The 26057-nt window shown below is 64.6% G+C and carries 20 protein-coding genes; 14 read left to right on the top strand and 6 right to left on the bottom strand.

Annotation, left to right across the window (positions count from 1 at the left end; translation table 11 throughout):
• Positions 1–27: 27 nt before the first annotated feature.
• Positions 28–897 (bottom strand): LysR family transcriptional regulator, encoded by an 870-nt coding sequence (locus AN401_RS15515; protein ID WP_094038279.1) that lies wholly within the window; start codon positions 895–897, stop codon positions 28–30.
• Positions 898–1179: 282 nt separating this feature from the next.
• Between AN401_RS15515 and AN401_RS15510 the strand changes: the two genes are divergently transcribed.
• Positions 1180–2304 carry an S-(hydroxymethyl)glutathione dehydrogenase/class III alcohol dehydrogenase gene (locus AN401_RS15510; RefSeq protein WP_096779856.1) on the top strand — a complete coding sequence of 375 codons (1125 nt, stop codon included), beginning with the start codon at positions 1180–1182 and terminating at the stop codon, positions 2302–2304.
• A gap of 132 nt (positions 2305–2436) precedes the next feature.
• Positions 2437–3276: an S-formylglutathione hydrolase gene (gene fghA / locus AN401_RS15505; RefSeq protein ID WP_198401748.1), complete on the top strand. Its 840-nt coding sequence runs from the start codon at positions 2437–2439 to the stop codon at positions 3274–3276.
• Between the two features lie 205 nt (positions 3277–3481).
• On the opposite strand, the gene AN401_RS15500 is transcribed toward fghA, so the two are convergent.
• Positions 3482–5524, bottom strand: coding sequence for a diguanylate cyclase (locus AN401_RS15500; RefSeq protein ID WP_198401747.1), 2043 nt, complete (start codon positions 5522–5524; stop codon positions 3482–3484).
• Between the two features lie 222 nt (positions 5525–5746).
• The gene (gene yjeH / locus AN401_RS15495) at positions 5747–7021 is read right to left on the bottom strand and encodes an L-methionine/branched-chain amino acid transporter (protein WP_096779854.1); all 1275 of its coding nucleotides are present in this window, start codon (positions 7019–7021) and stop codon (positions 5747–5749) included.
• A gap of 140 nt (positions 7022–7161) precedes the next feature.
• Here yjeH and AN401_RS15490 point away from each other — a divergent pair, with 140 nt between their 5' ends.
• From AN401_RS15490 to AN401_RS15475, 4 genes are all read left to right on the top strand, one after another.
• Complete coding sequence (locus AN401_RS15490) at positions 7162–7587, top strand: Lrp/AsnC family transcriptional regulator (RefSeq protein WP_096779853.1); 426 nt, start codon at positions 7162–7164, stop codon at positions 7585–7587.
• Between the two features lie 2 nt (positions 7588–7589).
• Positions 7590–9602 (top strand): UvrD-helicase domain-containing protein, encoded by a 2013-nt coding sequence (locus AN401_RS15485; RefSeq protein WP_096779852.1) that lies wholly within the window; start codon positions 7590–7592, stop codon positions 9600–9602.
• A 78-nt stretch (positions 9603–9680) separates the two neighbouring features.
• Positions 9681–10394 carry a GntR family transcriptional regulator gene (locus tag AN401_RS15480; RefSeq protein ID WP_094038273.1) on the top strand — a complete coding sequence of 238 codons (714 nt, stop codon included), beginning with the start codon at positions 9681–9683 and terminating at the stop codon, positions 10392–10394.
• 258 nt (positions 10395–10652) lie between these two features.
• A complete protein-coding gene (locus AN401_RS15475; RefSeq protein ID WP_096779851.1) occupies positions 10653–11714 on the top strand; it encodes a succinylglutamate desuccinylase/aspartoacylase family protein in 1062 nt (353 codons plus the stop codon).
• A gap of 432 nt (positions 11715–12146) precedes the next feature.
• Here AN401_RS15475 and AN401_RS15470 read toward each other — a convergent pair whose 3' ends face one another.
• Together AN401_RS15470 and AN401_RS15465 are read right to left on the bottom strand one after the other, a co-directional pair.
• Positions 12147–13616 carry an amidohydrolase family protein gene (locus AN401_RS15470; protein WP_096779850.1) on the bottom strand — a complete coding sequence of 490 codons (1470 nt, stop codon included), beginning with the start codon at positions 13614–13616 and terminating at the stop codon, positions 12147–12149.
• 278 nt (positions 13617–13894) lie between these two features.
• Complete coding sequence (locus AN401_RS15465) at positions 13895–15085, bottom strand: amidohydrolase family protein (RefSeq protein ID WP_096779849.1); 1191 nt, start codon at positions 15083–15085, stop codon at positions 13895–13897.
• A gap of 268 nt (positions 15086–15353) precedes the next feature.
• Between AN401_RS15465 and AN401_RS15460 the strand changes: the two genes are divergently transcribed.
• The 5 genes from AN401_RS15460 (at position 15354) to AN401_RS15440 (ending at position 21141) form a co-directional block, all read left to right on the top strand.
• On the top strand, positions 15354–16943 hold the full coding sequence (locus AN401_RS15460) for an ABC transporter substrate-binding protein (protein ID WP_198401746.1): 1590 nt from the start codon (positions 15354–15356) through the stop codon (positions 16941–16943).
• Between the two features lie 206 nt (positions 16944–17149).
• The gene (locus AN401_RS15455) at positions 17150–18121 is read left to right on the top strand and encodes an ABC transporter permease (protein ID WP_094038268.1); all 972 of its coding nucleotides are present in this window, start codon (positions 17150–17152) and stop codon (positions 18119–18121) included.
• 14 nt (positions 18122–18135) lie between these two features.
• Positions 18136–19125, top strand: coding sequence for an ABC transporter permease (locus AN401_RS15450; protein WP_094038267.1), 990 nt, complete (start codon positions 18136–18138; stop codon positions 19123–19125).
• 10 nt (positions 19126–19135) lie between these two features.
• The gene (locus tag AN401_RS15445; RefSeq protein WP_094038266.1) at positions 19136–20134 is read left to right on the top strand and encodes an ABC transporter ATP-binding protein; all 999 of its coding nucleotides are present in this window, start codon (positions 19136–19138) and stop codon (positions 20132–20134) included.
• Positions 20131–21141 carry an ABC transporter ATP-binding protein gene (locus tag AN401_RS15440; RefSeq protein WP_232513332.1) on the top strand — a complete coding sequence of 337 codons (1011 nt, stop codon included), beginning with the start codon at positions 20131–20133 and terminating at the stop codon, positions 21139–21141. The genes AN401_RS15445 and AN401_RS15440 overlap by 4 nt, the downstream gene beginning before the upstream one ends.
• An 82-nt stretch (positions 21142–21223) precedes the next feature.
• Here the strand turns inward: AN401_RS15440 and AN401_RS15435 are convergent, their stop codons facing one another.
• Positions 21224–21703, bottom strand: a complete 480-nt coding sequence (locus tag AN401_RS15435; protein ID WP_198401745.1) for an Lrp/AsnC family transcriptional regulator — start codon at positions 21701–21703, stop codon at positions 21224–21226.
• A gap of 147 nt (positions 21704–21850) precedes the next feature.
• Here AN401_RS15435 and hppD point away from each other — a divergent pair, with 147 nt between their 5' ends.
• The 3 genes from hppD to AN401_RS15420 all read left to right on the top strand — a co-directional run bounded on the left by hppD (position 21851) and on the right by AN401_RS15420 (position 25889).
• Positions 21851–22942: a 4-hydroxyphenylpyruvate dioxygenase gene (gene hppD / locus AN401_RS15430; protein ID WP_408645724.1), complete on the top strand. Its 1092-nt coding sequence runs from the start codon at positions 21851–21853 to the stop codon at positions 22940–22942.
• 136 nt (positions 22943–23078) lie between these two features.
• Positions 23079–24470, top strand: coding sequence for a sodium-dependent transporter (locus tag AN401_RS15425; RefSeq protein ID WP_232513331.1), 1392 nt, complete (start codon positions 23079–23081; stop codon positions 24468–24470).
• 186 nt (positions 24471–24656) lie between these two features.
• The gene (locus tag AN401_RS15420) at positions 24657–25889 is read left to right on the top strand and encodes a Glu/Leu/Phe/Val dehydrogenase dimerization domain-containing protein (protein ID WP_096779847.1); all 1233 of its coding nucleotides are present in this window, start codon (positions 24657–24659) and stop codon (positions 25887–25889) included.
• Positions 25890–26057 lie beyond the last annotated feature (168 nt).

Below are 26057 nucleotides of genomic sequence, written 5' to 3'. Positions count from 1 at the left end.
TATGGCGGCTGCGGCACCTGCCCGGCATTACCCCAGCCTTTCCACCAGAAAATCCACCAGCAGCCGCACCTTGGGAGAGAGGTGGCGGTTGTGGGGGTAGAGCACCCAGATGCCGTCGTCCGGCAACCGGTACTGGTCCAGCAGGCTGACCAGCTCACCCCGGCCCAGTTCTTCCTGCACATAGTAGTCGGGCAACTGCACTATGCCGAGCCCCTTCAAGGCGGCGTCCTTCAGCGCCAGGCCCGAGTTGCAGTGCCAGCCGCTGCCCAGGCGGAAGCTCCTGGGCTGGCCCTGCTCCACGAAGCGCCAGTGATCCACCGTGCCCGCCAGGCACCTGTGCCGGCTCAGGTCGGCCAGGGTGGCGGGGGTGCCGTGCCCGGCGAGATAAGCGGGGGAGGCGCACAGATACTGGGTGCGCCGGGCCAGCTTGCGGCACATCAGGGAGGAGGAGTCCAGGGTGCCGAGGCGGATGGCCAGGTCGAAACCTTCCTGCACCAGATCCACCGTCTGGTTGGTGAGCACCAGATCCAGCTCCAGCGCCGGATACAGCAGCAGGAAGTCGTTGACCAGGGGCGCCAGGAAGCGCTCGCCATAATAGACGGGGGCCGTGATGCGCAGCCTGCCCACCGGGTTGCCCTCCATGGCGCTGACCAGGCGCTCGGCCTCGGCCAGCTCGTCCAGCACCTTGCGGGTGTGGCGGTAGTAGAGCTGGCCCACCTCGGTGAGCCGCAGCTTGCGGGTGGTGCGATACAGCAGTTTGGCGCCCAGCCGGTCTTCCAGCTGACTGATGCGCCGGCTGACATGGGCGACCGACACCTCCAGCCGGCGGGCGGCGGCGGTGAAGCTTTCGGTTTCCACCACGCTGATGAATTCGTTGATACCGTCCCAGTTGGTCATTATTACCCAGCAGTAAAAATCATTTGTCTCAAGCGCCATTATCGCGGCTCGGCGGTGTAATACAATCAGGAAAGTTTCGGCGCGTTCTCGCGCTCCGTCGTCATTCCCTCGAAGGCGGGAAGCCATGATAACGGCATCGTGCCGTGGAATGGATCCCCAGCTTCGCGGGGGCGACGGTGAAACCCGGACCGACTTGTAGGGTCGACTTCAGTCGACCGGCAGTGATGGCCCATTGAAATGGGCCCTACGGGCAGTGCCCGTTTTATCCAACAGGAGCCAAGCATGGACATGATCAAAACCCGCGCCGCCGTGGCCTGGGAGCCGGGCAAGCCGCTCAGCATCGAGGAAGTGGATTTGATGCCGCCCCAGAAGGGCGAGGTACTGGTGCGCATCGTCGCCACCGGCGTCTGCCACACCGACGCCTACACCCTGTCCGGCGACGACGCCGAAGGGGTGTTTCCGGCCATCCTCGGCCACGAGGGCGCGGGCATAGTGGAAGCGGTGGGCGAAGGCGTGACCAGCCTGCAGGTGGGCGATCACGTGATCCCGCTGTACACCGCCGAGTGCGGCGAGTGCAAGTTCTGCAAATCCGGCAAGACCAACCTGTGCCAGGCGGTGCGCGCCACCCAGGGCAAGGGCCTGATGCCCGACGGTACCACCCGTTTCTTCAAGGACGGCCAGCCCATCTACCACTACATGGGCTGCTCCACCTTCTCCGAATATACCGTGGTGCCGGAGATCTCCCTGGCCAAGATAAGCCCGGAAGCGCCGCTGGAAAAGGTGTGCCTGCTGGGCTGCGGCGTGACCACCGGCATGGGCGCGGTGAAGAACACCGCCAAGGTACAGCCGGGTGACACCGTCGCCGTGTTCGGCCTGGGCGGCATCGGCCTGGCGGTGATCATCGGTGCGGTACAGGCCAAGGCCGGGCGCATCATCGCCATCGACATCAACGAGGACAAGTTCGAAATCGCCAAAAAGCTGGGCGCCACCGACTGTGTCAACCCCAGCAAGTTCGACAAGCCGATCCAGGACGTGATCGTGGAGATGACCGACGGCGGCGTGGACTTCTCCTTCGAGTGCATCGGCAACGTCAAGGTGATGCGTTCGGCCCTGGAGTGCTGCCACAAGGGCTGGGGCGAGTCGGTGATCATCGGCGTGGCCCCGGCGGGCGCCGAGATCTCCACCCGACCCTTCCAGCTGGTGACCGGCCGGGTCTGGCGCGGCAGCGCCTTCGGCGGCGTGAAGGGACGCTCCCAACTGCCCGGCATCGTCGAGCAGTACCTGAACGGCGAGTTCGAGCTGGACACCTTCATCACCCATACCATGGGCCTGGACGACATCAACCACGCCTTCGATTTGATGCACGAAGGCAAGTCCATCCGCTCGGTGATCCTGTACAACAAGTGATAGCTGTAGGCTATCAGCTTTAAGCTGTAAGACGAACATCATGGCTGCAGGCACCGCGCTGTGTCTGCAAGCCATGCCGGGGCTACTTACAGCTGACAGCTTATGGCTTATAGCTCTTCGATAGGAGGTGCAATGCAACTGCTACAAGAGCAAAAATGCTTCGGCGGCCGCCAGATCCGCTACCAGCATGAATCCCAAAGCCTCAACTGCAGCATGCAGTTTTCCGTGTTTCTGCCGCCCCAGGCAGAACTTGGACCGGTGCCGGCACTGTACTGGCTGTCGGGCCTCACCTGTACCGACGAGAATTTCTCCACCAAGGCCGGCGCCCAGCGGGTGGCCGCCGAGCTTGGGCTGGCGCTGATCATCCCCGACACCAGCCCGCGCGGCGAAGGGGTGCCGGACGACGACAACGGCGCCTATGATCTGGGCCTGGGCGCCGGCTTCTATGTGAACGCCACCGAAGCGCCCTGGAGCCGGCACTATCGCATGTATGACTATGTGCTGAACGAGCTGCCGGCGCTGGTGGAGGCCGAGCTGCCGCTCGATGGCCGGCGCGCTGTCAGTGGCCATTCCATGGGCGGCCACGGCGCCCTGGTGCTGGCCCTGCGCAACCCGGCACGCTTCGTCTCGGTGTCGGCCTTTGCGCCCATCTCCAACCCGAGCGACTGTCCCTGGGGGCAGAAGGCCTTCACCGCCTACCTGGGCGAGGACAAGGCCGCCTGGGCCCAGTACGACGCCAGCCTGTTGCTCAGGGAGAAAGGCTGCCCGCTGCCGATGCTGGTGGACCAGGGCGAGGCCGACAACTTCCTGGCCGAGCAGCTCAAACCGCAAGCGCTCAAGGCTGCCGCCGAACATGCCGGCGCCGCACTGACCCTGCGCCTGCAACCGGGCTACGACCACAGCTACTACTTTATTGCCAGCTTTATCGAAGACCACCTGCGCTTCCACGCCCGTCATCTGGGCAACCGGTAGTCAGACCAACCACTGCCAGCATATCCACCATAAGCCCGGCATTCGCCGTGAGCCGGCCCTGCTCCGGCGCTTTATGCGCCACCAGGGGGTCTTCACGGTGGCCGGGCTGATGCGCTGGTGCCTGGCGATGGCTCGGGTGGCGGCCTCCTGGGCCGTGCCCAGGTTGGGCGGGTACTGGCACTCCACCACCCGGGGGACATGCGTTTTAATGCGTCGTTAACACTTCGGAGCCTGGCGGAGCAAGGTCGGAGGGGGCTGCTGGGTCGCCTACCACGCGGTTCCTGCCCTGGTGCTTGGCCCGGTAGAGGGCGGCATCGGCCCTGTTGTAGAGGGTATTGAAGTCATCATCATCGACCAGTTCGGTAATGCCGACACTGATGGTGACCGATATCCGTTGTTCCGCTGTCTGGACAGGGGCAGCCGCAATCCGCGTTCGCAACCGCTCACCCACTTCCATGGCCTCGGCCGCGGCGGTGTAGGGAAGCAGGGCTGCGAACTCCTCGCCGCCGATCCGGGCGAACCGGTCGTTGGTGCGCAAGGTCTCCCGGCTGAACTCGGCCACGGCTTTAAGCACCTCATCGCCCGCACTATGGCCGTAACTGTCGTTGACGCGCTTGAAGTAATCGAGGTCGAGCAGCAGCAGCGACAGCGGCTGCTGGTAGCGCCGGGCCCGGCCGATCTCCTGCTCCGCCTCCGTTACGAAGCTGCCCCGGTTCATGGCCCCGGTCAGGGCATCCGTCGTCGCCAGGGTTTTCAGCTCGTTGTGCGTGCGCTCTTCGGCAATTACCGTTCCCACCCAGCGTGCCAGCAGGCGCAGGAACTCCCTGTCGCTGCTGTCGAAGACGCGGGAATGTGGCTGCGTCGAGGAGAAATTCAGGGTGCCGTAGACGGCGCCGTTGACCTTGATGGGGATGCCGAAATAGGCTTCCAGCCGGAAGGCCTCGAAGCAGGGATGGCCGGCGTATTCGGAGTGACTCATGTGCTCTATGGTCACCAGATCCCTGGCCCCGAGGGTGATTGAACAATAGGTCCGGGCCAGTGCGAATTCATCCCCGGCCTTCAGCGCTACCGTCGGTGGCACGAAACAGCACTCGACCCGGTAGCGATCACCGGATACCCGGCTGACGATGCCAAACTCCACGCCCAGGTGACGGCAGCCGAGCGCCAGTGCCAGGTGCAGCCTGGCGGCGAGTTCCCCGTCCGGCTGAGTGGCGATATCGTTCAGGATCCGCAGGCTGTCGTTGACATAGAGCAGGCGCCGCTGCTGCTCCAGCAACTGGTGTTTAAACCGGCGCTGCAGCTGCAGCGAACGGGCCAGCCAGCCCGCCCCCGCCAGCAGCAGCAGAGAGACCAGCCCGGCCCCCAGGCGATAGCGGAGCCAGCGCCGCTCATGCTCGGCGAACACCTCCTCGACGGCCTTGGTCACCGCCACCACCATGGAATAGCCGGGCAGCAGGCGGTAGCTGACAAACCTTCTGATGCCGTCGATAGTGCTATCGGCCTCATACATGCCCGAGGTCGGCGCATCGGGTTGCAGAAAAGGGCGGTCGGGTGGCACCCGGGTGCCGATGCTGTCGGTATCCAGCCTGGAGTCGCTGCCCCTGGCCCGGAACACCCCGTCGGTACCGACCAGGGAGATGGAGCCGCTACGGCCCAGGTCTACCGAGCCGAAAAAACGGGAAAAGTAGTCAGGGCTCAGGGAGATCACCAGTACGCCAATAAAGCCTCCGAGCTCATTCAAAAGAGGACGGGTGACCTGGATGCTGTATCGGCCCGATACCCGACCCAGTATCGGCTTGCTGATAAACAGGTTGTCTTCTTTGCTTTCCCTGTGCACCTGGAAATGTTCGCGATCGCTGAGATCCACCGGTTCTGCATCGGGATCCAGGTTGGAATAGGCAAGCAGGCCGTCGGCTCCAATCACGGCGATCTGCACCAGCAGGGCTTCACCGTCGGCCTTTTGAATAATACGAACCATCTGCTCGAAACTGCTCCGTTCCTCTCCCCAAGCCTGCCGCAGCAACAGCAGCGCCGCATTGACATCATGGAAGATACGAACCACATGCTCCTCGAAGGCGCGGGCCAGGTTGGCTGCTTCGTTATGGGCATCGCGTTCCACGGCGGCACGATTGCGGCCTTGTTCGAGCAGCAGGGCAAACCAGAGGGCGGCGACCAGCACGGTTGCCAACACCGGTATGGCCAGGGGATGAAGGGCGCGGGGAAGACGCGAGTGAGCGGGATCGAACATGAGTGACGCTGCCTGTATCCATGGCGGGGCTGAGCCCTGAGCGAGTGGCGCCGATATTATCCCGCACCGGGTGATATTGCCATGATTTGTATCAGGTTTTATAAAGAATTAAGTCACATTATCAGGCCTGGGCCCACATTGCTCGCTGCGCAGTAACGCCAATGGGCCGCCCTTCCCGTGGAGCGCAAAAGCTGCGCTCCCATTAAGCCGAACGAGACCCCTTCAGGCCGGAGTCTGCGGAGGCAGTGGCTGGCGCCGCTTTTTCCGGCGCCGGGCGCGCCAGGCCACAAAGCCGGTGCCCAGGGCCAGGGCGTAGCCCGCCTCCGGCCCGAGCGAGAGCAGCACCCCCAGGCAGAGCAGGCTGGCCAGGGCCGCCAGGGCGCGCCAGGGGCCGGTGAGCAGCCTGACTCCCGCCACCATGGCGAGCAGGTAGACCAGGATGAAGTTGCCGTTGGCGTAGCGGATCAGGGTATCCAGCGGCAGCCGGAACAGCCAGGCGGCCAGCACGCAGAGGGCGCACACGCCGATCACCCAGGCCAGGGCGCGCAGCGGCGCGCCGTTGCGGTTGAGGCGGGCCAGGCTCGCGGGCAGCTTGCCCTCGTCCGCCAGGCTCCACAGCAGCCGGGCGAATCCCTGGATATAGATATTGATGCTGGCGAAGCAGGCCAGGTAGCCCACCAGCGCCGCCGCCCAGCGCCCGCCTTCGCCGAACAGCCCGGCCATCAGGGTGGGGATGGAGGTGGTGTTGGCCAGCTCATCACCGAACACCCCGAAGCGGAGCACCGCCAGGGCACAGCCCAGGTACACCAGCCCGGCCAGCAGCACCCCGAACAGCAGCGCCAGGGGAAAGTCCCGCCGGGGATTTTTGAACTCTTCTCCCATATGGGTAAAGGCTTCCAGCCCCACGAAGCACCAGAACATCACTCCCAGGGCGGCGGGCAGCAGGCCCCATTGCACCTGGGCGAGGGGCGGCAGGGCGGGCGGCGCCGCCAGCAGACCGCCGGCCCACCAGATGGCCAGCAACAGCAGCACTATGGCCAGCGCAATCAGTACCTGCACCAGGCCGGAGGCCCGGGTCTTGCGGCTGCCGAGCAGCAGGATAAGCCCCAGGGTGCCGAGTTGCACCAGCAGATCGCCGCCGGCGGAAAGATCGAACAGGGCGTGCCAGAAGCCGGCGGTGAGGGTGAGAGCGGCGGGAATGCCGACCGGCAACACCGCCAGGAACAGGAAGGCGGCCAGTTTTTCCATGGGCGCGCCCAGGCCCCGGCCGATCAGGTGCGGCGCGCCACCGGCGTGGGGAAAACACTGGCCCAGGCGGGCGAAGCTGAACGCCACCGGCAGCACCAGCAGTATCAACCCCAGCCAGGCCCACAGCGAGCCCGGGCCGGCGATGCTGGCGGCCACCGCCGGCACCACGAAGATGCCGGTGCCGAGCAATGAGGTGGCCATCATGCCGGTGCCATGGGCCAGCCCCAGTTCCTTGTTCAAACGCGCCATTTTAGTTTCGATTCCGTGCCTGAGAATTCTGATATATTAGCGCCCACGCATCAGATTCCGACGCTGCAAAACGCCGTTTGCCGGCGGCAGTTCGTCGCTTTGTGCCGCCGTTTCGCCGGCGGGTGGGAGAAAGGCTTCGGGTGGACAAATTCGATCGACAGATAGTGGCCCTGCTGGCGGCCAATGCCCGCATGGCGGTGGCGAGCATCGCCCGCGAGGTGAGCCTGTCCCGCTCGGCGGTGTCCGAGCGCATCCGCCAGCTGGAGGAGCGGGGCATCATCCGCGGCTATCACGCCCGCATCGGTGGGGGCGGCGGCGCCGTGCGCGCCTATTTCGAGCTGCATTATCATGTGCACCGCTGCGAGCAATACGCCGCCCTGCTGCGCGCCATTCCCGAGGTGAAGCTGTGCTACACCATCAGCGGCGAGACCGACATGCTGGTGTATGTGGAGGCGGCCTCCATGATCCGGCTGGATGAGGTGCGCGGCCAGATCGAGAACATGCCCAATATCAAGACGGTGAAAACCCACATGATCTTGTCCGAGCTTATCAACAACCTGGGGTGAGCATGCAGATATACAAGGCCCACTGGCTGGCGCCCTGGTTCAACCATCCCTTCCTGGCCACCGAGCTGACCGCGGACGGCCTGGTGCTGCACCTCAAGCGCGAGCGCCACGGGCTCGGCTGGCACGAACTGAGCGCGCCGCCCCGGCTGGAGGAAGCCCGCCGCCTGTACCGGCTGCGGCTGTTCTGCACCCAGGGCGATATCGAGCTGGGCTGGCTGCCCCGGGCGGTGGCCGAGCCCCTGGCCGAGGCGGTCACCCTCGGCTGGTACCGATATCATGCGAACCGGGTGCTGCCCCTGGCGGAGCAATGCCTGGGGCTGCTGGACGCCGGCTACCTGCGCCATTCCCGCTGGCGGCGGCTGCAGGCGCTGGTGGCCGGGGAGGCGGTGGACTGGTCCGCCTGTCCGCCGCCCGAGACGCTGGACGACCGGGCCCGGGCCGCCTTCGAGCTGGTGGCCACGCTGCAGGCGGCGGACGAGGCCTGGTGGGAGCAGTGCTGCCAGGATTATTGCCGGCAGGCCCTGGCCGAGCATACTGCCCTGTTCGACGGCCTGGAAGCCCATCCGCTGACCCCGGCCCAGCGCCTGGCCTGCGTGGTGGACGAAGACCACAACCTGGTGCTGGCCGGGGCCGGCTGCGGCAAGACCAGCGTGATGGCGGCGCGGGCCGCCTTTCTGCTGGCGTCGCGCCAGGCCCGGGCCGACGAACTGCTGCTGCTGGCCTTCGGCAACGAGGCGGCGGCGGAAATGGCCGAGCGGCTGGCGCGCCGGCCCGAGACCACTCCGGTCAAGGTCAGCACCTTTCATGCCCTGGGGCTGATGATACTGTCCCGGGTGGAGGGGCGCACCCCGCCCCTGAGCCCGTTGGCCCAGGACGAGCGGGCCCGCCAGGGCGCCTTCGCCGCCTGGCTGGAGCAGTTCGGGCAGGAGGATCCGGCCTACGGCGAGCGGCTGCTCGACTGGCTGCGCCGCCACCGCTTCCAGGTGGTGCCCCGGCCGGATTTCATGCGGCTGGCGCGGGAGTGGGCACCGCTGGTGGCGGCACTCAAGCTCTATGGCGAGCCGGATCCCGTCGAACTGACCCCGGATCAGGCCGAGCAACTGGCCCTGGTGCGGCCGCTGCTGCACCGTTACCAGGCGCAGCTGCGCGAGCGGGGCGACATCGACTTCGACGACATGATCGAAAAGGCCACCCATTATGTGCGCCAGGGCCGGTTCGAGGTGCCCTGGCGCCATGTGCTGGTGGACGAGTTCCAGGACATTTCCGCGCCCCGGGCCGAGCTGCTCAAGGCCCTGCGCGATGCGGCCCCCGGGCTTTCCCTATTCTGCGTGGGGGACGACTGGCAGGCCATCTACCGCTTCAGCGGCGCCGATGTGTCGCTGACCACCCGCTTTGCGGAGCATTTCGGCGCCAGCCGGATCACCGTCCTGGACCAGACCTTCCGCTTCAACAACCGTATCGAGCAGGTGGCCAGCCGCTTCGTGACCCGCAACCCCGGCCAGTTGCCCAAAACCCTGGGTACCCACAAGCGCAGCGAGGGCCCCTGCGTGCACGTGCTGCCGGTGGAGCACGACAGCCAGATGGACGCGGTGACCCGGCTGCTGGGGCAGATCGCGGCCCAGCGGCCGGACGCCTCCGTCTACCTGCTGGCCCGCTTCCGTTTCAGCTTGCCGGACGAGTCCCAACTGGCGGGCTGGCGCCGGCGCTTCCCGGATCTCCGGCTGGAGGCCCAGACCCTGCACGGCGCCAAGGGCAAGGAGGCGGACTGCGTGATCCTGCTGGGCCTGGTGCGGGGACGTTACGGCTTTCCCCCCGACAAGAGCGGCCCCAGCCTGCTGGAGCTGCTGCTGCCGGAGGAGGAAGCCTTCCCCCATGCCGAGGAGCGCCGGTTGTTCTATGTGGGGCTGACCCGGGCCCGGGATCAGGTGTTCCTGCTGGCGGATCGGCAGATCCCCTCGGTGTTCGTCAAGGAGCTGCTCGACGGCGGCTACCCCGGCGTCAGCCGCTGGGGCTAGGGTAACAAGGCGCTGGAGCCGGTCCGGCGGTTTTGTTAATCTTTTTTACATGAAAATTTATGCATTCCGGGAGGGAAAGTGCCCAGTATCAAGCGAAGGGAAATCCAGCGTATCGTCGGTATCATTTCCCGCGCCATCCTGGAGCAGCGGCTGGCGCCGGGCACCCGGCTGGTGGAAACTCGGCTGTCCGAGGCGCTGGGCGCCAACCGCAACCATGTGCGCGCCGCCCTGCTGGAACTCAGCCATCAGGGGCTGGTGGCCATCGCCGCCAACCGGGGGGCCACCGTGGCCTGTCCCAGCCAGCAGGAGGCGGCCGAAGTGTTTGCCATGCGCCGCATCCTGGAAGAGGAGGCGGTGGCCCTGGCCGCCCGGGGCGAGCGGCGGGGCGAGCTGGCCCCGCTCCGGGCGCTGATAGAAGAAGAGCGGCGGGCGGTCGAGGAGGGCCGACGGCCGGCGGCGGTGGACTGCGCCGCCCGCTTTCATATCGAACTGGCCAGGCTCGGCGGCAACCGCCTGCTGGTGGAGGTGCTGGAACGGATGATCGCCAAGACCTCGCTTATCGTCAGCATGTACCAGAAAGACAGAAACGCCCACCACTGCCATTGTGAAGAGCACGGCAAGCTGCTGGATCTGGTGGCGGCGGGGGAGGCCGACACGGCCGCCCTGTCCATGCGCCGCCACCTGGAACATCTGGAGGCCAGCCTGGAGCTGACCGAGGAGGAAGAGCAAAGCCTGGATCTGGCGGCGCTGTTCGCCGAACTGCAAACCGAGGCGGAAACCGGCCCGCGCTGAGCCGGCTGCCGCCTTTCCTCACTCCCCATTCGGCCCTTCCCGGGCCTCCCTGCGGCGGGGCCTGCGCCCCGCGCGGTATCGATCAGATAAATATTCTGCTTTTTTGAATAATTCAAAAGCAAGCTTTCGCTGTGCTTCCATTTAGTGCTTTATTATTCGTTAACCTTAGTGTAACGTTTTTTGCTGATTTTATTGCTAACAATTATGTTGCTTTATTTTTAGCAATGAGTTCGGGCTATTTCACTTAGGGAAAGAATCATGACCATAAAACCTCTTATCTGGGGCGGTGCCCTGGGCGTGCTGACCTCGACCTTGCCGGTGCTGGCCGAAACCCGGTTCAACGGCGATATGATCCAGGGCAAGCCGGTGATCACCCGGCTGGATGTGGAGTCCCTCGAGCCGGGCAAACAGCATGAGTTCTACTTTCGGGTGGCGGGCCAGAACAACGCCGGCCAGCACTACTACCTGCCGGTGAGCGTGCTGAAGGGGGAAGCACCGGGCAAGAAGGTGATGCTGGTGGCCGGGGTGCACGCCAACGAGATGAACCCCTATCTCACCGTGCACAAGGTCAAGGAGCGGCTCGCCGTAGAGGCGCTGAAGGGCACCGTGACCATAGTGCACCAGTTCAACATTCCCGGGCTTATCGCCAATGTGCGCGAATTCGTGCCCTCGGGGCCGGTCAAGGTCAATGAGAACCTCAACCGCCAGGCCAACACCGAAGACACCCGCACCTCGGGCCAGCGGTATTCCCACAGCATCTGGAACGATCTGCTCAAACACAATGCGGACTATGCCATCGACATGCATACCGCCAACCCCACCACCTTCCCGTTGTTCGCCTACACCGACTACAGCATTCCGGCGGTGAAGGAGATGACCCGGCTGTTCGGGGTGGACGTGGCCTTCAGCAGCCAGAGCCAGACCACGGTGGACGGCGCCTACAACGGCATAGGGGTACCGGCCTTTACCCTGGAGATCGGCGCAAGGGATGTGTACGAACCCGAACTGGTGGAACGGGCGGTGGACGGCACCCTCAACTTCCTGCGCCATATCCAGCTGATCGAAGGCGAGGTGATGCAGCCCGAGCTGCCGGTGGAAACCGAGCACTGGGAGGACGTGCGCGCCGAGTTCGGCGGTTTCGTGGTGCCCAAGGTGCAACTGCTGGACAAGGTGAAGAAGGGAGACCTGATGTTCGTGCAGTACGACGCCTTCGGCCACGAGGTGAAACAGTACCACAGCCCGGCCGACGGGGTGGTGGTGCAGATCATCCAGAACCCCATGGCGGAAAGCGGCAGCCAGCTCGGCAGCGTGGTGTACTAGCGCACCGATCAGTTTAAAAATCGACCAACCGGCTATTTGTTGTCTGTTGCAACCTAGAGAAGAGGCAACAGGGCCACCTCCGCCGACACGCCGCAAAATATGACACTCGCTGTTTCGGCCTGCTGCGAACATTCACTGGAGGTTCGGTCAGGCCGAAACGGCTCGTCACGGCGAGCAAGCTCGCCCCCTGTAGGCTCGCACCTGCCGAATGTCGCGGAAACCGCCGTATCATCGCTTCGCGATGCTGGCGGCGGTGCAAGGCGCTTCGCGCCCCCTGGCAGGTGACGGTCGGCGGAGGCCATCCCTGTCACCTCTTTGCAAGCCCCGGCGCCGCTTGATGGTGGTCCGGCAGACGACTGCGGGATGAAGGGGAGGACCAAGGGTGGCAGCGAAGCCGGCCCTCCGCGCCAGGGAGGATTCACGGCGTGTTGTCTATGGCCGGCTCAGCGGAAAGCTGGGCGGGAAGATCTCCGCCAGCGGCGGATGGCGGTGGCAGCGCTCCGGGTAGCTGGTCATGAACCGCTCGAACTGGCGCTGAGCCTGGTGGTGCAGCTCCTGCACATCCAGCCCGGCCTTGACCAGTTGGCCGTCCCATACCACCTTGTCGCCGTTGACGATCACTCCCTTGATATCCCGGCCGTTACCGTTGATCACCATGGTGGTGATGGGATCGAACACCTGACCGGTGTGGATGCGGTCGAAGTCGAACACCATGATATCGGCCCTGGAGCCCGGGCAGAGCCGGCCGATGTCCTCCCGCCCCAGGGCCCGGGCGCCGCCCAGGGTGGCCATGTTGTAGTAATCGGCGGCGGAGGCGGCGGTGATGTCGTTGCTTTCCACCCGGCTCAGGATGGCGCCGATATGCATGTTCTGGATCATGTCCGGCGGAAAGGTATCCGTGCCCAGACTGAGGTTGATGCCGGCCTGCCGGAACTGGCGCACGTCATGGAAATACTTGCTGTGGCGACCGGCCACTATGGGGCAGATCACCGCATTGGCTCCGGCCTGCCCCAGCAGTGCCAGCTCCCGCTCCACCTTTTCCGGTGTGCTGTGCTTGCCGCCCAGGTATTGCAGATGGGGCAGCAGCAGGCGGTGATCCAGCAGGCCGTTTTCGGCCATCAATTCCACCGACGACATGCCATTGTGCAGCTCATGCACCATGTCCAGCTCAAATTGCCCCTGACAGCTGTGCAGCCGCACCGGGCAGTCCAGTGCACGCATGGCGCTGGCGGTCTGGCGCAGCAGCTCCGGGGTACAGCCCTCTATCCGGTCCGGCGCCAGCATGCCCCTGATGGTGTCGCCGTGGCGGCCCTGCAGCTCTTCCACGTAGCGCACCGCCTGCTCCAGTCCCTGCAACCCCCGTTGTTCGTCGAAACGCATGTCGAGGCTGCCGTCCGGGTTGACCACGCCGTAGCCCGACATATAGGCCGGCCCCAGGTAGGCGCGCACGCCCAGGCTCTCGGCGATGTCGGCGGCGCGGCGGAACTCGTCGGCGGTTTCGGCCCACTCCCGGTACAGGATGGAGGTGATGGGAGCGATGGTGGTGATGCCGTTCAGCAGCAACTGGCTGAAGGCGTAGCGCTTGTTGAAGTCGAGTTCGGCGTCGCTGTAGGTCTCGCGTCGCTGCCAGTCGCTGGCGGGCAGTCGGCCCTTCTGCCAGCCCGGCTGGTGATCGAAGGCCAGTACGGTGGAGTCCAGGTCGGCCACCGCGTCCAGGTCGATAAAGCCGGGGCCGAGCAGGGCGTTGCCCATGTCCTGGGTCTCGTCGACCTGGCCCTGGTAGCCATGGCCGACGAACAGCACGCTGTCGCCGCGGTAGACCAGCTCGCCCTGCTCGTAGATATGGTGGCCGCCGTCCTTGAAGCCGATCACGTAGCGGGCGGTCATTTTGATGGTTTTCATGGGGTGAAACTCCGTCGGTATATAGTGTTAACTAGCTGTTCCGAATAGTAGATCACTGCCGACAGCGACCGGGGCTGCTAAGCAGACCCTTCGCGCCAGGGATGGCGCGACGGAGCCCCCAGGGGGCGAGTTTGCTCGCCGTGACGAGTGGTTTCAGCCTGACCGAACATCCAGTGAATGTTCGCAGCAGGCTGAAACCGCGAGTGTCATATCCTCACGGCGTGTCTGCGTGCGGTGCCCGGTCGATGTAGCGCTATTTGGATCAGTTATTTAAGTGGTCAGAACAGGCATTCGCCCCGGTCGGCGACCAGCCGGCCGGCCTTGAACACGGCGCGCTCCCGTGGCGGCTCGGCGATCACCTCGGCCACCGCCTGCCCTGCCAGCAGCACCAGATCCGCCCGGCAGCCCACTTCCAGGCCGTAGTCCTTCAGCCCCATCACCTCGGCGCCGCCCCGGGTGATGGCGTGCAACGCCTGAGCCAGCTCCCGGTCCTGGCGCCAGCGGTATTTCAGCCCCATCAGCATGGCCCGCTGCAGCATGTCGCCGTTGCCATAGGGGCTCCAGGTGTCGCGGATGCCGTCGTTGCCGGCGGCCACCCTGACCCCGGCGGCGCGCAGTTTTTCATAGGGCGGCACCTGGCGATTGGCGGGGGCCGTGGTGGCGATGGCGATGTCCGCCTCGGCCAGCCCGGCGATCAGCCGATCCTGGTAGCCGGGATCCACCTCGCCCAGGCAAAAGGCGTGGCTGATGGTGACCTTGCCCTGCATGCCCAGGGCGCGGGTGCGCTCTGTCATCAGTTCCACCGAGAAGGCGCCCAGCTCGCCCGGCTCATGCAGGTGCAGATCCACCCCCTTGCCGTATTTGGCGGCGAGCTCGAACACGGCGTCGAGATGGGCCACCGGATTGCGCTCGAAGCTGGACGGATCTATGCCGCCCACATAATCGGCGCCCAGTTTGATCGCCTCTTCCATCAATGCCCGGGTACCGGGCCGGCCCAGCAGGCCGCTCTGGGGAAAGCAGACCGTCTCTATGTAAATCTGCTCGGCCAGGGCGTCCCGGGTGGCCAGCACCCCTTCCATATGGCGCAGGCCGATTTCCGTGTCCACGTCGATATGGGTGCGGATATGGGTGGTGCCCAGGCGAATCGCCTGGCGGGCGATGCGCTCGGACTGGCGCCGGCTGTCGAACGCCTGTTCACGCCGGAAGCGACGCTCGTTATCGATGATGGCGGGCAACTCCCGCGGCACTTCGTTGACATACCAGTCCATGCCCCACAGGGATTTGTCGATATGGGCGTGGCCGTCGATAAAGCCGGGCAGGGCCAGGCGGTGGCCGCCTTCGACCACATGGGCACCGGGCGGCGGCGTGATATGGGGTTCGATACGGCCGATGCGGCCCTGCTCGATCAGCAAGTCCCGGCTTTGCTGTTGGCCGTTGAGGCGTACCTGCCGGATGAGGGTGGTCGTCATGGTTGCTCCCTGTTGGTCCTATCGAAGGCGGACCCCTTGTGTTTGAGTGAGGGCAGCGATCCGCTGCCCGGGACTGGACTCATCTTACCGAGTGGTAACTTTGTGTTTTTTGATTGATATCACATGGTATATAAATTGTTAGCAATTTTATATTGATTTGTTAATAGGTGCAAAGCTAACGTACAGACAAAGTCCGGTGTGGCCAGTGCGGCCCCCGGACTGCCAGGCCGGCCAAGCCGGTGTTTTTCACTCACAGGGAAGGTAGTAGATGATGAAACTCAAGACGGTAGCAGCCTGCCTGATGGCGGCTTCGTGCAGCCTGATGGCACAACCGGCGATGGCGGAAAAGGTGGTGCGCTGGGCCCAGCAGTCGGATATCCCCACCCTGGACCCTTACGCCTTCGCCTCGACCCCGGCCCTGGCGTTCCAGAACCATATCTATGAAGGCCTGGTGCAATGGAACGAGCAACTGGAGATGGAAGGGGCCCTGGCCACCCGTTGGGAGCAACGGGACGACACCACCCTGCGCTTCTACCTGCGTGAAGGGGTCCGCTTCCACAACGGTAACGACTTCAATGCCGACGACGTGGTCGCCTCCATCGCCCGGGTCACCCACCCGGACTCCGGCATCCGCGGCAACGCCTCTTCCATCAAGGAGGCGGTGAAGGTGGACGAGTACACCGTCGATATCCGGCTGAGCTCCAAATCTCCCATCGCCCTCAACGAGCTGAGCGGCATCCTGATGATGGACAAGGAATGGATGGAAGAGCACCGGGCGCTGGAGCCCACCAGCATGAGCAAGGGCACCGAAGGCTACGCCACCAACAACACCAACGGCACCGGCCCCTTCCGGCTGGAAAGCCGCCGGCGTGACGCCGAGATGGTGCTGGTGAAGAATGCGGACTGGTGGAACGGCGACCAGGCGCAGCACAATATCGATCGCATCATCTACAAGCCGGTGTCATCCGACGCCACCCGCCTGGCCGGCATCCTGGCCGGGGAGTTCGATCTGGTGAGCGACGTCCCCCTGCAGGACCTGCCCCGGCTGGAGAAGGAAAAGCGCGTGGAGGTCATGGTCCGGCCCTCGCTGCGGGTGATCTTCCTGTCCCTGAACATGGCCGATGAGCTGAACGCGGGCAATGTGGACGGCAAGAACCCGCTCCAGGACCGGCGGGTGCGCGAGGCCATGCACATGGCGATCGACCGGGAGGCGATCGTCAAGAAGATCATGCGCGGCATGACCGACGTGGCCAACACCTTCGTGGCCCCGGCCATCGCCGGCTTCGACGCCGAACGCGGGGTCGAACTCGGCTACGATCCCGAGCGGGCCAAGGCGCTGCTGGCCGAGGCCGGCTACCCGAAGGGCTTCAAGCTGGCCTTCGACTGCGAGCAGGGCTACTACCTCAATGCGGAGCAATGGTGCCAGGCGGTGCAGCGCTACTGGGCGCGGATCGGCATCGACAGCAGCCTCAACGTGCATCCGCGCAGCGTCTATTCCCAGATCCGCGACAACGGCCGTACCGACGTGGCGGTACTGGGGTGGGCCAACCTGCCCCTGTACGATGCCTACAGCATCAACCAGCAACTGCTCCACTCCCGCGACGGCGGCATCTACGGCGCCTTCAATATCCCCCGCTTCAAGAACGACACCATAGACCGGCTGATCGAGCAGTCCAACACCGAGCTGGATCAGCAGGTCCGGGCCGATCTGATGGGCGAGGTGCTGGCGCTGGCCCAGCAGGAACTGCCTTTCCTGCCCCTGCACTTCGAGCCGGTGGCCTGGGCGACCTCCGACAAGCTGTCGATCACCCAGAACCCGGACAACGTGGTACGGCTCTGGTACGCCAGCCTGAACTAAATAGCTGTTCCGAATAGTGCTACATCGACCGGGTTCCGCACGCAGACACGCCGTGAACCCATCCCTGGGGGCTCCGCCGCGCCATCCCTGGCGCGGAGGGTCTGCTTAGCGGAACCCTGTCGCTGCCGGTAGTTATCTACCATTCGGAACAGTTATTTAGGACAAGGGGGCCCGCGGGCCCTTGTTTCCCATCAAAGGAGTGAACTATGTTGGCTTTTATTATCCAGCGCCTGATCCAGGCCTGCGGGCTGATGCTGTCGGTGGCCTTGATCGCCTTCGTGATGTTCCAGTTCGTCGGCGATCCGGTCGACAACATGCTGCCCGAGAGCGCCACCCCGCTGGAGCGGGAAGAGCTGCGGGAAAAGCTGGGTCTTAACGACTCCGTCATTACCCAGTACGCCCGCTTCGTGGGCAACATCGCCCAGGGCGATTTCGGCATTTCCTACTACAACAAGATGGAAGTGCTCAACCTGATCACCGAGCGGTTGCCCGCCACCCTGGAGCTGGTGTTCGTCGCCGTGATCATCTCCCTGGCGGTGGGATTGCCGGCGGGGGTCTGGGTCTCGCTGTCGCGCAACAAGTGGCTCACCAGCCTGGTGCAGACCATTTCCCTGGTAGGGGTGTCGCTGCCCAGCTTTATCGCCGGCATCGCCCTTATCATCATCTTCTCCGTCTGGCTGGGCTGGCTGCCGTCCCACGGCCGGGGCGAGGTGATGGATCTCGGCTGGTGGAGCACCGGATTGTTCAGCAAGTCGGGCTGGGCCTCCATCATATTGCCGGCCCTGTCCCTGGCGCTGTTCATGATCACCATGATCATGCGCCTGGTGCGCAGCGAGATGAAGGAGGTGCTGCGCACCGACTACATCAAGTTCGCCAAGGCCCGCGGCATCCGCCAGCGCAGCATCAACTACGGCCATGCCCTGCGCAACTCCCTGCTGCCGGTGATCACCATCGTCGGCCTGCAGATCGGGGGGCTGATCGCCTTCGCCGTGGTCACCGAGACGGTGTTCCAGTGGCCGGGCATGGGGCTGTTGTTTATCCAGGCGGTGAACTACGTGGATATACCGGTGATCTCTGCTTATCTGGTGTTCATCTCCCTGATCTTCATCTGCATCAATACCCTGGTCGACATCCTCTACCGGGTGATAGATCCGCGCATGAAATCCAGCAACCATTAAGGACGAGGTAACCCATGGATATCGATACCGTCTCCAAACCGGCACCGGCCGCCGAGGGCAAGGCGTCCCGGCCCGGCTATGCGACGCGCCTGTGGCAGGGCTGGCTGGCCTTCGTGGACAGCGATCTGTGCTACAACTTCCGCACTTCCCGGCTGACGGTGGTGGCCACGGCGGTGCTGGCGCTGCTGCTGTTCGCCGGCATCTGCGCGCCTTTGCTGTCCCACTACAACCCCTTCGACATGGCCGCCTTCGATCTGATGGACTCGGAACTGCCCCCGGCCTGGGTGGAAAGCGGCGAGGCCCGCTTCTGGCTGGGCACCGACATCCAGGGACGGGACGTCTACTCGCTGATCCTCTACGGCCTGCGGGTGTCCCTGATCGTCGGCTTTATCAGCGTGCTCTGCGCCATGGCCCTGGGTGTTACCCTGGGGGTGGTCAGCGGCTATTTCGGCGGCACCGTCGACGCCCTGATCATGCGCCTGGCGGACGCCATGCTGAGCTTTCCCACCATCATGTTCGCCCTGCTGGTGAGCGGCGCGGCCCGGGGCCTGCTGCCCCAGGAGATGCACGAGCAGATGGCGGTGTACATCATCGTCATCTCCATCACCCTCACCGGCTGGATGCAGTACGCCCGCACCGTGCGCGGCTGCACCCTGCTGGAAGGCCACAAGGAATACGTGCAGGCCGCCAAGGTCATGGGCAGCGGCAACCTGCGCATCATGTTCCTGCACATACTGCCGAACGTGCTGAGCCCGGTGCTGGTGCTGGCCACCCTGCACCTGGCGCTGGCGGTGCTCACCGAGGCCACCCTGTCCTTCCTCGGGGTGGGCATGCCGCCCAACCAGCCGTCCCTCGGCACCCTGATCAACGAGGGCAACAAGTACCTGTTCTCCGGCCAGTGGTGGGTGGTGGTGTTCCCCTCCCTGGTGCTGGTGGTGCTGGCGCTGTCGGTCAACCTGGTGGGCGACTGGCTGCGCGACGCCCTCAACCCCAAGCTGCGTTAAGGAGCACAACATGGCGAATGGAAGCAACAACAGTGGCGAGGTGGTGCTGCAGGTCGAGGATCTGTGCATCGAATTCAGCCATCGCAAGGGCAACCTCAAGGCGATCCAGCAGGTGTCCTTCGAGATGCGGGCGGGCGAAATCCTCGGGGTGGTGGGCGAGTCGGGGGCCGGCAAGTCCCTCACCGGCTCGGCCATCACCGGCCTGCTCGAGCCGCCGGGACGGATCGCCTCGGGGCAGATCCGTCTCTACGGCCAGCGCATCGACGATCTGGACGAGGAGCGGCGCCGGCTGCTGCGCGGCAAGGAGATCGGGGCCATCTTCCAGGATCCCCTGACCAGCCTGAACCCGGTGATGACGGTGGGCAAGCAGCTGATCGAGACCATCCAGACCCACCTGCCCCTGTCCTACCAGGCGGCGCGGGACAAGGCGCTGAAGCTGATGCAGGAAGTGGGCATACCGGCGGCGGAGCAGCGCATCGATCAGTATCCGCACCAGTTTTCCGGCGGCATGCGCCAGCGCATCGTGATCGCCCTGGCGCTGTGCGTCGAGCCCAGGGTGATCATCGCCGACGAGCCGACCACGGCCCTGGACGTGTCGGTGCAGGCCCAGGTGCTGCAACTGCTTAGGCGGCTGTGCAAGCAGCACCAGGCCTCGGTGATGCTGGTGACCCACGACATGGGGGTGATCGCCGAGATCTGCGATCGGGTGGCGGTGATGTACGCCGGCCGGTTGGTGGAAATCGGCCCGGTCGAGGCGGTGCTCAAGGCGCCGCACCACCCCTATACCGCTGGGCTGATGGCCTCCATTCCCCGCATCGGGGTGCGCGAGCCCAGGCTGTCCCAGATCCCCGGCGCCATGCCCCGGCTCAACGCCATTCCCCCGGGCTGCGCCTTCAATCCGCGCTGCCCGCACAGCGGGGCCGAATGCCGGCAGCAGGCGCCGGTGCTGGAAAAAGTGGGGGACTCCCGGGTCGCCTGTTTGAAAGTCAAGCAAGAGGAGCTGGCATGATGAGCGAGATGATCACCGGGACCGAGCTGGTAGAGGTACGCAACCTGCATATCAAGTTCGATATTTCCAGGCCCTTTATCCATCGCCTGCTGAACCGGGCGGAAAAAACCTATGTGCACGCGGTGCGCGGCATCGACTTCCAGATCCGCAGGGGCGAAACCTTCAGCCTGGTGGGGGAGTCCGGCTGCGGCAAGTCGACGGTGGCCCGGCTGCTGTCGGGCCTGTACCGGCCGACCGAGGGCGACATCAGCTACCAGGGCACCCGGCTGGCGACGGCCAGCCGCGAGCAGCGCCAGTATATCCGCCGCCGCTGCCAGATGATCTTCCAGGATCCCTTCGCCAGCCTCAATCCGCGCTGGAAGGTGGAGCGCATCGTGGCCGAGCCGCTGGTGCTGTTCGGCATGATCAACGGCCGGGAGCAAGGCCGGCGCCGGGTGGGGCAACTGCTGGAGCAGGTGGGGCTGGCGGCCTCGGACATGGACAAGTTCCCCCACGAGTTCTCCGGCGGCCAGCGCCAGCGCATCTCCATCGCCCGGGCCCTGGCCGGCGAGCCCGAGTTTCTGATCTGCGACGAGCCCACCTCGGCCCTGGACGTGTCGGTGCAGGCCCAGGTGCTCAACCTGATGAAGGATCTGCAGCAGGAGCTGGGCCTGACCTACCTCTTTATCAGCCACGACATGTCGGTGGTGTCCCACTTCTCCGACCGGGTCGGCATCATGTACCTGGGCCGGCTGGTGGAGGTGGGCACGGTGGCGGAGGTGTTCAACCGGCCCCGCCATCCCTATACCCGCATGCTGATGGACGCCATTCCCAGCATGGAGGTGATCCACAAGGAGCGGACCCCGGTCACTGGCGAGGTGCCCAACCCGATTTCGCCTCCTTCGGGTTGCGCCTTCCACCCGCGCTGCCGTTTCGCCACCGAGCAGTGCAGGCAGGCCGCCCCGGCGGCGCGGGAGTTCAGCGCCACCCAGCAGGTGGCCTGCCACCATCCCCTCAGCCTGGGCTGAGCCGGAACCCCGGCTGGTGAAGCGGTCGATTGAAATCGGCCCTGCGGCTTGTGGCCGCCGGGCCGGCTTTATTTCGAGCCTGTCAGCCCAGCGGCAGCACCGTGGTGTGCTTGAGCTTGTCGAGCAGGATATTGGAGCGGATGTTGGACACCGTCTTCAGGTTGAGCAGCTGGTGCATCATAAAGTCGGACAGGCTCTTGAGATCGGTGGCCACCACCTTCAGCATATAGTCGGCGTCGCCGGTGACGCTCCAGCATTCCAGCACCTGGGGAAAGTGCTGGATGGCCTGGTGGAATTCGTCGGCGATGCGCTCGCCGTGCTTGCCCAGGGTCACGCTGATCAGCGCGGTCACGTGCAGCCCCACCTTCTCCGGGTCCACCTGGGCCACGTATTTCTGCACCACCCCCAGCTCTTCCAGCTTTTGCCGCCGGCGCTGGCACTGGGACGGGGAGAGGTGGATGAGTTCCGACAGCTCCACGTTACTCAGCCGGCCATTCTCCTGCAGCGCCTGCAGCAGGCGGGCGTCCTGGCGGTCCAGTTCGATTTCGTGCGCCTTTCTCACGGTGATCCCTTCTTTGATGCAACATTCACGCAAAAAACTAAACTTTAATGTAACAACTTGCAAACAAAATGTGTGGGCATTGCCTTATGCTGTTTCCATTGCATCGAAGCATGAACCAATGGAACAAGGCGATTAAGGAGAAGAATCATGATGTCTGAAGCGATTTCACCGGAAAAATCCTCTTTGTGGGACAACCCCCTGGGCACCGACGGCTTCGAGTTCGTGGAGTACGCCTCCAGCGAGCCGGAGCAACTGGCGCAACTGTTCGAACGGCTGGGCTTTGTCGCCATCGCCCGCCACCGCAGCAAGAACGTGACCCTCTACCGCCAGGGTGACATCAACTTTATCCTCAACGCCGAGCCCAACAGCCAGGCGGAGCAGTTCGCCCGCATCCATGGTCCCTGCGCCAACGCCATGGCGTTCCGGGTGAAGGACGCGGCCCAGGCCATCAAGCAACTGGCCGCCAACGGCGCCAGGGTGGTGGCCTCCGGCGCCGGTCCCATGGAACTGCAGATCCCGGCCATCGAGGGCATCGGTGGCTCCCTCATCTACCTGGTGGACCGCTACGGCGAGCAGAGCATCTACGACGTGGACTTCCGCCCCATTCCGGGCGTGGACCAGCACCCCCAGGGCGTGGGCCTGACCTACATCGACCACCTCACCCACAACGTGGCCATGGGCAACATGAATCTCTGGGCCGGTTTCTACGAGAAGCACTTCAACTTCCGCGAGATCCGCTACTTCGACATCGAGGGCAAGCTCACCGGGCTCAAGTCCCGGGCCATGACCAGCCCCTGCGGCAAGATCCGCATTCCGATCAACGAGTCCGCCGACGAAAAGAGCCAGATCGAGGAGTTCCTGCACCAGTACAAGGGCGAGGGCATCCAGCATATCGCCCTGGGCACCAACGACATCTACCGCACGGTGGAAACCCTGCGTGACGGCGGCATGAGCTTTATGGCCACCCCCGACACCTACTACGAGAAGCTGGACGCCCGCCTGCCCGGCCACGGCGAGGATCTGGCCCGGCTGCGCAAGAACCATATCCTGATGGACGGGGCGCCGACCCAGGGCCAGGGGCTCCTGCTGCAGATCTTCACCGACACCGTGATCGGCCCGATCTTCTTCGAAATCATCCAGCGCAAGGGTAACGAAGGCTTCGGCGAGGGCAATTTCCAGGCCTTGTTCGAGTCTATCGAGGAGGATCAAATCCGTCGAGGCGTGCTCAAGGCCGAATAATCTCTAATTTTTTACCACAGCCATTTTTTCAATCGGGAAGATGGTGGCAAAATAGCAGGACATACTGTCAGCCATACTTTACACCTTTAGCTGGGGTGGCTGACGTTGTCCTAATACAGCTAAAGGAGGAGAAGCTGTGTCTGTGGTGGCAACCAATGTTCAGGGTAAAGAGAGCGCCGGCGTGACCCCGGCCCTGTGGTCCAGCCGTTTCGTGTTTATCATGGCGGCGGTGGGCTCGGCGGTGGGCCTCGGCAATATCTGGAAGTTCCCCTATATCACCGGCCAGAACGGCGGTGGTGCCTTCGTGCTGGTGTATCTGATCTGCATCGCCATCATCGGCATCCCCATCATGATGTCGGAAGTCATGCTGGGCCGGCGCGGCGGCAAGAGCCCCATCGGCACCATGGGCGCGGTGGCGGCGGCCGAAGGGCGCAGCCGGAACTGGGCCGGGGTCGGCATCATGGCCACCCTGGCGGCCTTTTTGATCCTCTCCTTCTACAGCGTGATCGCCGGCTGGACCATGCCCTATATCGTGGAGGCGGCCAAGGGCGGCTTTGCCGGCATAGCGGCGGAGGATTCCGGCGCCATGTTCGGTGGCCTGCTGGCCTCGCCGGGCCAGTTGCTGCTGTGGCACTCGGTGTTCATGGGGCTGACGGTGCTGGTGTCCGCCGGCGGCGTCAAGCACGGCCTGGAGCGGGCGGTGTCCTGGCTGATGCCGGCGCTGTTCGTGCTGCTGCTGATCCTGGTGGGCTACGCCATGACCACCGGCCACTTCGGCGAGGCGCTGGTGTTCCTGTTCCGGCCCGACTTCTCCAGCCTGACCGCCGAGTCCATACTGGTGGCCCTGGGCCATGCCTTCTTCACCCTGAGCCTGGCCAGCGGCGCCATGATGGCCTACGGCGCCTACCTGAAGAAGGACGTGTCCATCGCCCGTACCTCCTTCACCGTGGCCATCATGGATGTGTGCGTGGCCCTGCTGGCGGGGCTGGCCATCTTCCCGGTGGTGTTCGCCCACGGCCTGCAGCCGGGCGAGGGCCCGGGCCTTATCTTCGTGACCCTGCCGGTGGCCTTCGGCCAGATGCCGGGCGGCGGCTTCTTCGCCACCCTGTTCTTCGTGCTGCTGCTGTTCGCGGCCTGGACCTCCTCCATCTCCATGCTGGAATCCCTGGTGCGCTTCCTCGAAGAGAAGGGCGTGGGCCGGGTCAAGGCGGCGGTGGGCGGCGGCCTGGCGGCCTGGCTGGTGGGCATCACCACAGTGCTGTCGCTGAACCTCTGGTCCGACTTCGCACCCCTGGCCATGTTCGAACGTTTCGAGGGCAAGACCCTGTTCGACATCTACGACTACCTCACCGCCAACATCATGATGCCGCTCGGCGCCCTGCTGACAGCCATCTTCGTGGGCTGGGTGATGAAGCCGGAGCACTCGGCGGCCGAGCTGGGCGGGCAGTGGCATGCCCTCTGGCATGCGGTGGTGCGCTACGTTACCCCCATCGGCGTGCTGGTGATCTTCTACTTCAACCTGTTCTGACCTTGCGGGCTTCAACCGAAGCCATGAGATAGCGGGCGGGTACCGTTAAGCAGAGCCTCTGTCCTTACGGCGAGTCTGCGTACGGTGCCCGGCCGGTATGCACATTACTTAACTTCTCCCTGATGCTTATTGATGGCCTTTGCCGGTCAGGGATCCCTATTGCCTGTAACACGGAGTAATCAACGGATGAAAGCACTGCTTACCCAATTCGAGCGGAAAAACCCGGAAATCGTGTTCGAGTGGCACGACAGCGAGACCGAGGCCAAGGGCTGGGTGGTGATCAACTCCCTGCGCGGCGGGGCGGCCGGCGGCGGCACCCGCATGCGCAAGGGGCTGGATCGCCACGAGGTGGAGTCCCTGGCCAAGACCATGGAGGTGAAGTTCGCGGTGTCGGGCCCGGCCATCGGTGGCGCCAAGTCGGGTATCGACTTCGATCCGGCCGATCCGCGCCGGGACGGGGTGCTGGCGCGCTGGTTCCAGGCGGTGGCGCCGCTGTTGAAAAGCTATTACGGCACCGGCGGCGATCTCAACGTGTGCGAGGTGAAGGACGTGGTGCCGCTGACCGAGCGCCACGGCATCTGGCATCCCCAGGAGGGGGTGGTCAACGGCCACTTCAAGCCCTCGGTGAGCGAGCAGATCCAGAAGCTGGGCCAGCTGCGCCTGGGGGTGGCCAAGGTGGTGGAAGACGGCCGTTACAGCCCGGACGCAGGGCGCAAGTACAAGGTGGCGGACCTCATCACCGGCTGGGGCCTGGCCGAGTCGGTGCGCCACTACTACGGCATCTGGGGCGGGCAACTCGCCGGCAAGCGGGTCATGGTGCAGGGTTTCGGCAACGTGGGGGCGGCGGCGGCCTGTTACCTGGCCCAGGAAGGCGCCTGCATCGTCGGCATCATGGATGCTTCCGGCGGGGTGATAGCGCCAGAGGGGCTCGGCGTCGAGCAGCTGAAGGCGCTCTACCTGGGCCGCCAGGGCAACCGGCTGGCGGGGCCCGGGGTGGTGAGTTTTGAACAGGCCCAGGCCGCCTTCTGGCAGTTGGAGGCCGAGGTGTTCCTGCCCTGCGCCGCCTCCCGCCTGGTCAGCGCCGAGCACCTGGCGGCCCTGGCGGACAACGGCGTGGAGCTGATCGCCTGCGGCGCCAACGTGCCCTTCAGGGATCAGGAGATCTTCTACGGCCCCGTCTACCAGCAGGCGGACGAACGGCTTAGCGTTATCCCGGATTTTATCGGCAACTGCGGCATGGCCCGGGCCTTCGCCTTCCTGATGGAAACCGAGCAGGAGATCTCCGACGAGGCCATCTTCCGGGACGTGTCCGAGCGCATCCGCGGCGCCCTGCAACGGGTGCACAACCACAGCAGCCGCACCACCGGCATCGCCGCCACCGCCCTGGAGCTGACCCTGAAGGAGCTGATGGGAGACTAGAGCACCGATCGGTTTAAAACGTGAGCAGTGCGATATCTCACCTGTAGGTGCCCGGTTACGTGGCGCAAACCTGCAAAGGGCGGGGAATGCGGAAATTGGACATCCTTGCCCGCCGGTTTGTGCTGGCTCATGCCGGTTTGTGCTGGTTCATGCCAGCTAAAGCGGCAT

This window comes from Zobellella denitrificans (assembly GCF_002407485.1).
GTDB classification, from domain to species: Bacteria; Pseudomonadota; Gammaproteobacteria; order Enterobacterales; family Aeromonadaceae; genus Oceanimonas; species Oceanimonas denitrificans.
The sequence above is the reverse complement of the archived record's forward strand: the minus strand, read 5'-3'. Positions and strand labels throughout refer to the sequence as shown.

Excerpts from the sequence above, each read along its gene's own strand:
- AN401_RS15515 (WP_094038279.1), bottom strand. The coding sequence starts at position 897 with ATGACCAACTGGGACGGTATCAACGAATTCATCAGCGTGGTGGAAACC.
- AN401_RS15510 (WP_096779856.1), top strand. The coding sequence starts at position 1,180 with ATGGACATGATCAAAACCCGCGCCGCCGTGGCCTGGGAGCCGGGCAAG.
- fghA (WP_198401748.1), top strand. The coding sequence starts at position 2,437 with ATGCAACTGCTACAAGAGCAAAAATGCTTCGGCGGCCGCCAGATCCGC.
- AN401_RS15500 (WP_198401747.1), bottom strand. The coding sequence starts at position 5,524 with ATGTTCGATCCCGCTCACTCGCGTCTTCCCCGCGCCCTTCATCCCCTG.
- yjeH (WP_096779854.1), bottom strand. The coding sequence starts at position 7,021 with ATGGCGCGTTTGAACAAGGAACTGGGGCTGGCCCATGGCACCGGCATG.
- AN401_RS15485 (WP_096779852.1), top strand. The coding sequence starts at position 7,590 with ATGCAGATATACAAGGCCCACTGGCTGGCGCCCTGGTTCAACCATCCC.
- AN401_RS15475 (WP_096779851.1), top strand. The coding sequence starts at position 10,653 with ATGACCATAAAACCTCTTATCTGGGGCGGTGCCCTGGGCGTGCTGACC.
- AN401_RS15470 (WP_096779850.1), bottom strand. The coding sequence starts at position 13,616 with ATGAAAACCATCAAAATGACCGCCCGCTACGTGATCGGCTTCAAGGAC.
- AN401_RS15465 (WP_096779849.1), bottom strand. The coding sequence starts at position 15,085 with ATGACGACCACCCTCATCCGGCAGGTACGCCTCAACGGCCAACAGCAA.
- AN401_RS15460 (WP_198401746.1), top strand. The coding sequence starts at position 15,354 with ATGATGAAACTCAAGACGGTAGCAGCCTGCCTGATGGCGGCTTCGTGC.
- AN401_RS15455 (WP_094038268.1), top strand. The coding sequence starts at position 17,150 with ATGTTGGCTTTTATTATCCAGCGCCTGATCCAGGCCTGCGGGCTGATG.
- AN401_RS15450 (WP_094038267.1), top strand. The coding sequence starts at position 18,136 with ATGGATATCGATACCGTCTCCAAACCGGCACCGGCCGCCGAGGGCAAG.
- AN401_RS15445 (WP_094038266.1), top strand. The coding sequence starts at position 19,136 with ATGGCGAATGGAAGCAACAACAGTGGCGAGGTGGTGCTGCAGGTCGAG.
- AN401_RS15440 (WP_232513332.1), top strand. The coding sequence starts at position 20,131 with ATGATGAGCGAGATGATCACCGGGACCGAGCTGGTAGAGGTACGCAAC.
- hppD (WP_408645724.1), top strand. The coding sequence starts at position 21,851 with ATGATGTCTGAAGCGATTTCACCGGAAAAATCCTCTTTGTGGGACAAC.
- AN401_RS15420 (WP_096779847.1), top strand. The coding sequence starts at position 24,657 with ATGAAAGCACTGCTTACCCAATTCGAGCGGAAAAACCCGGAAATCGTG.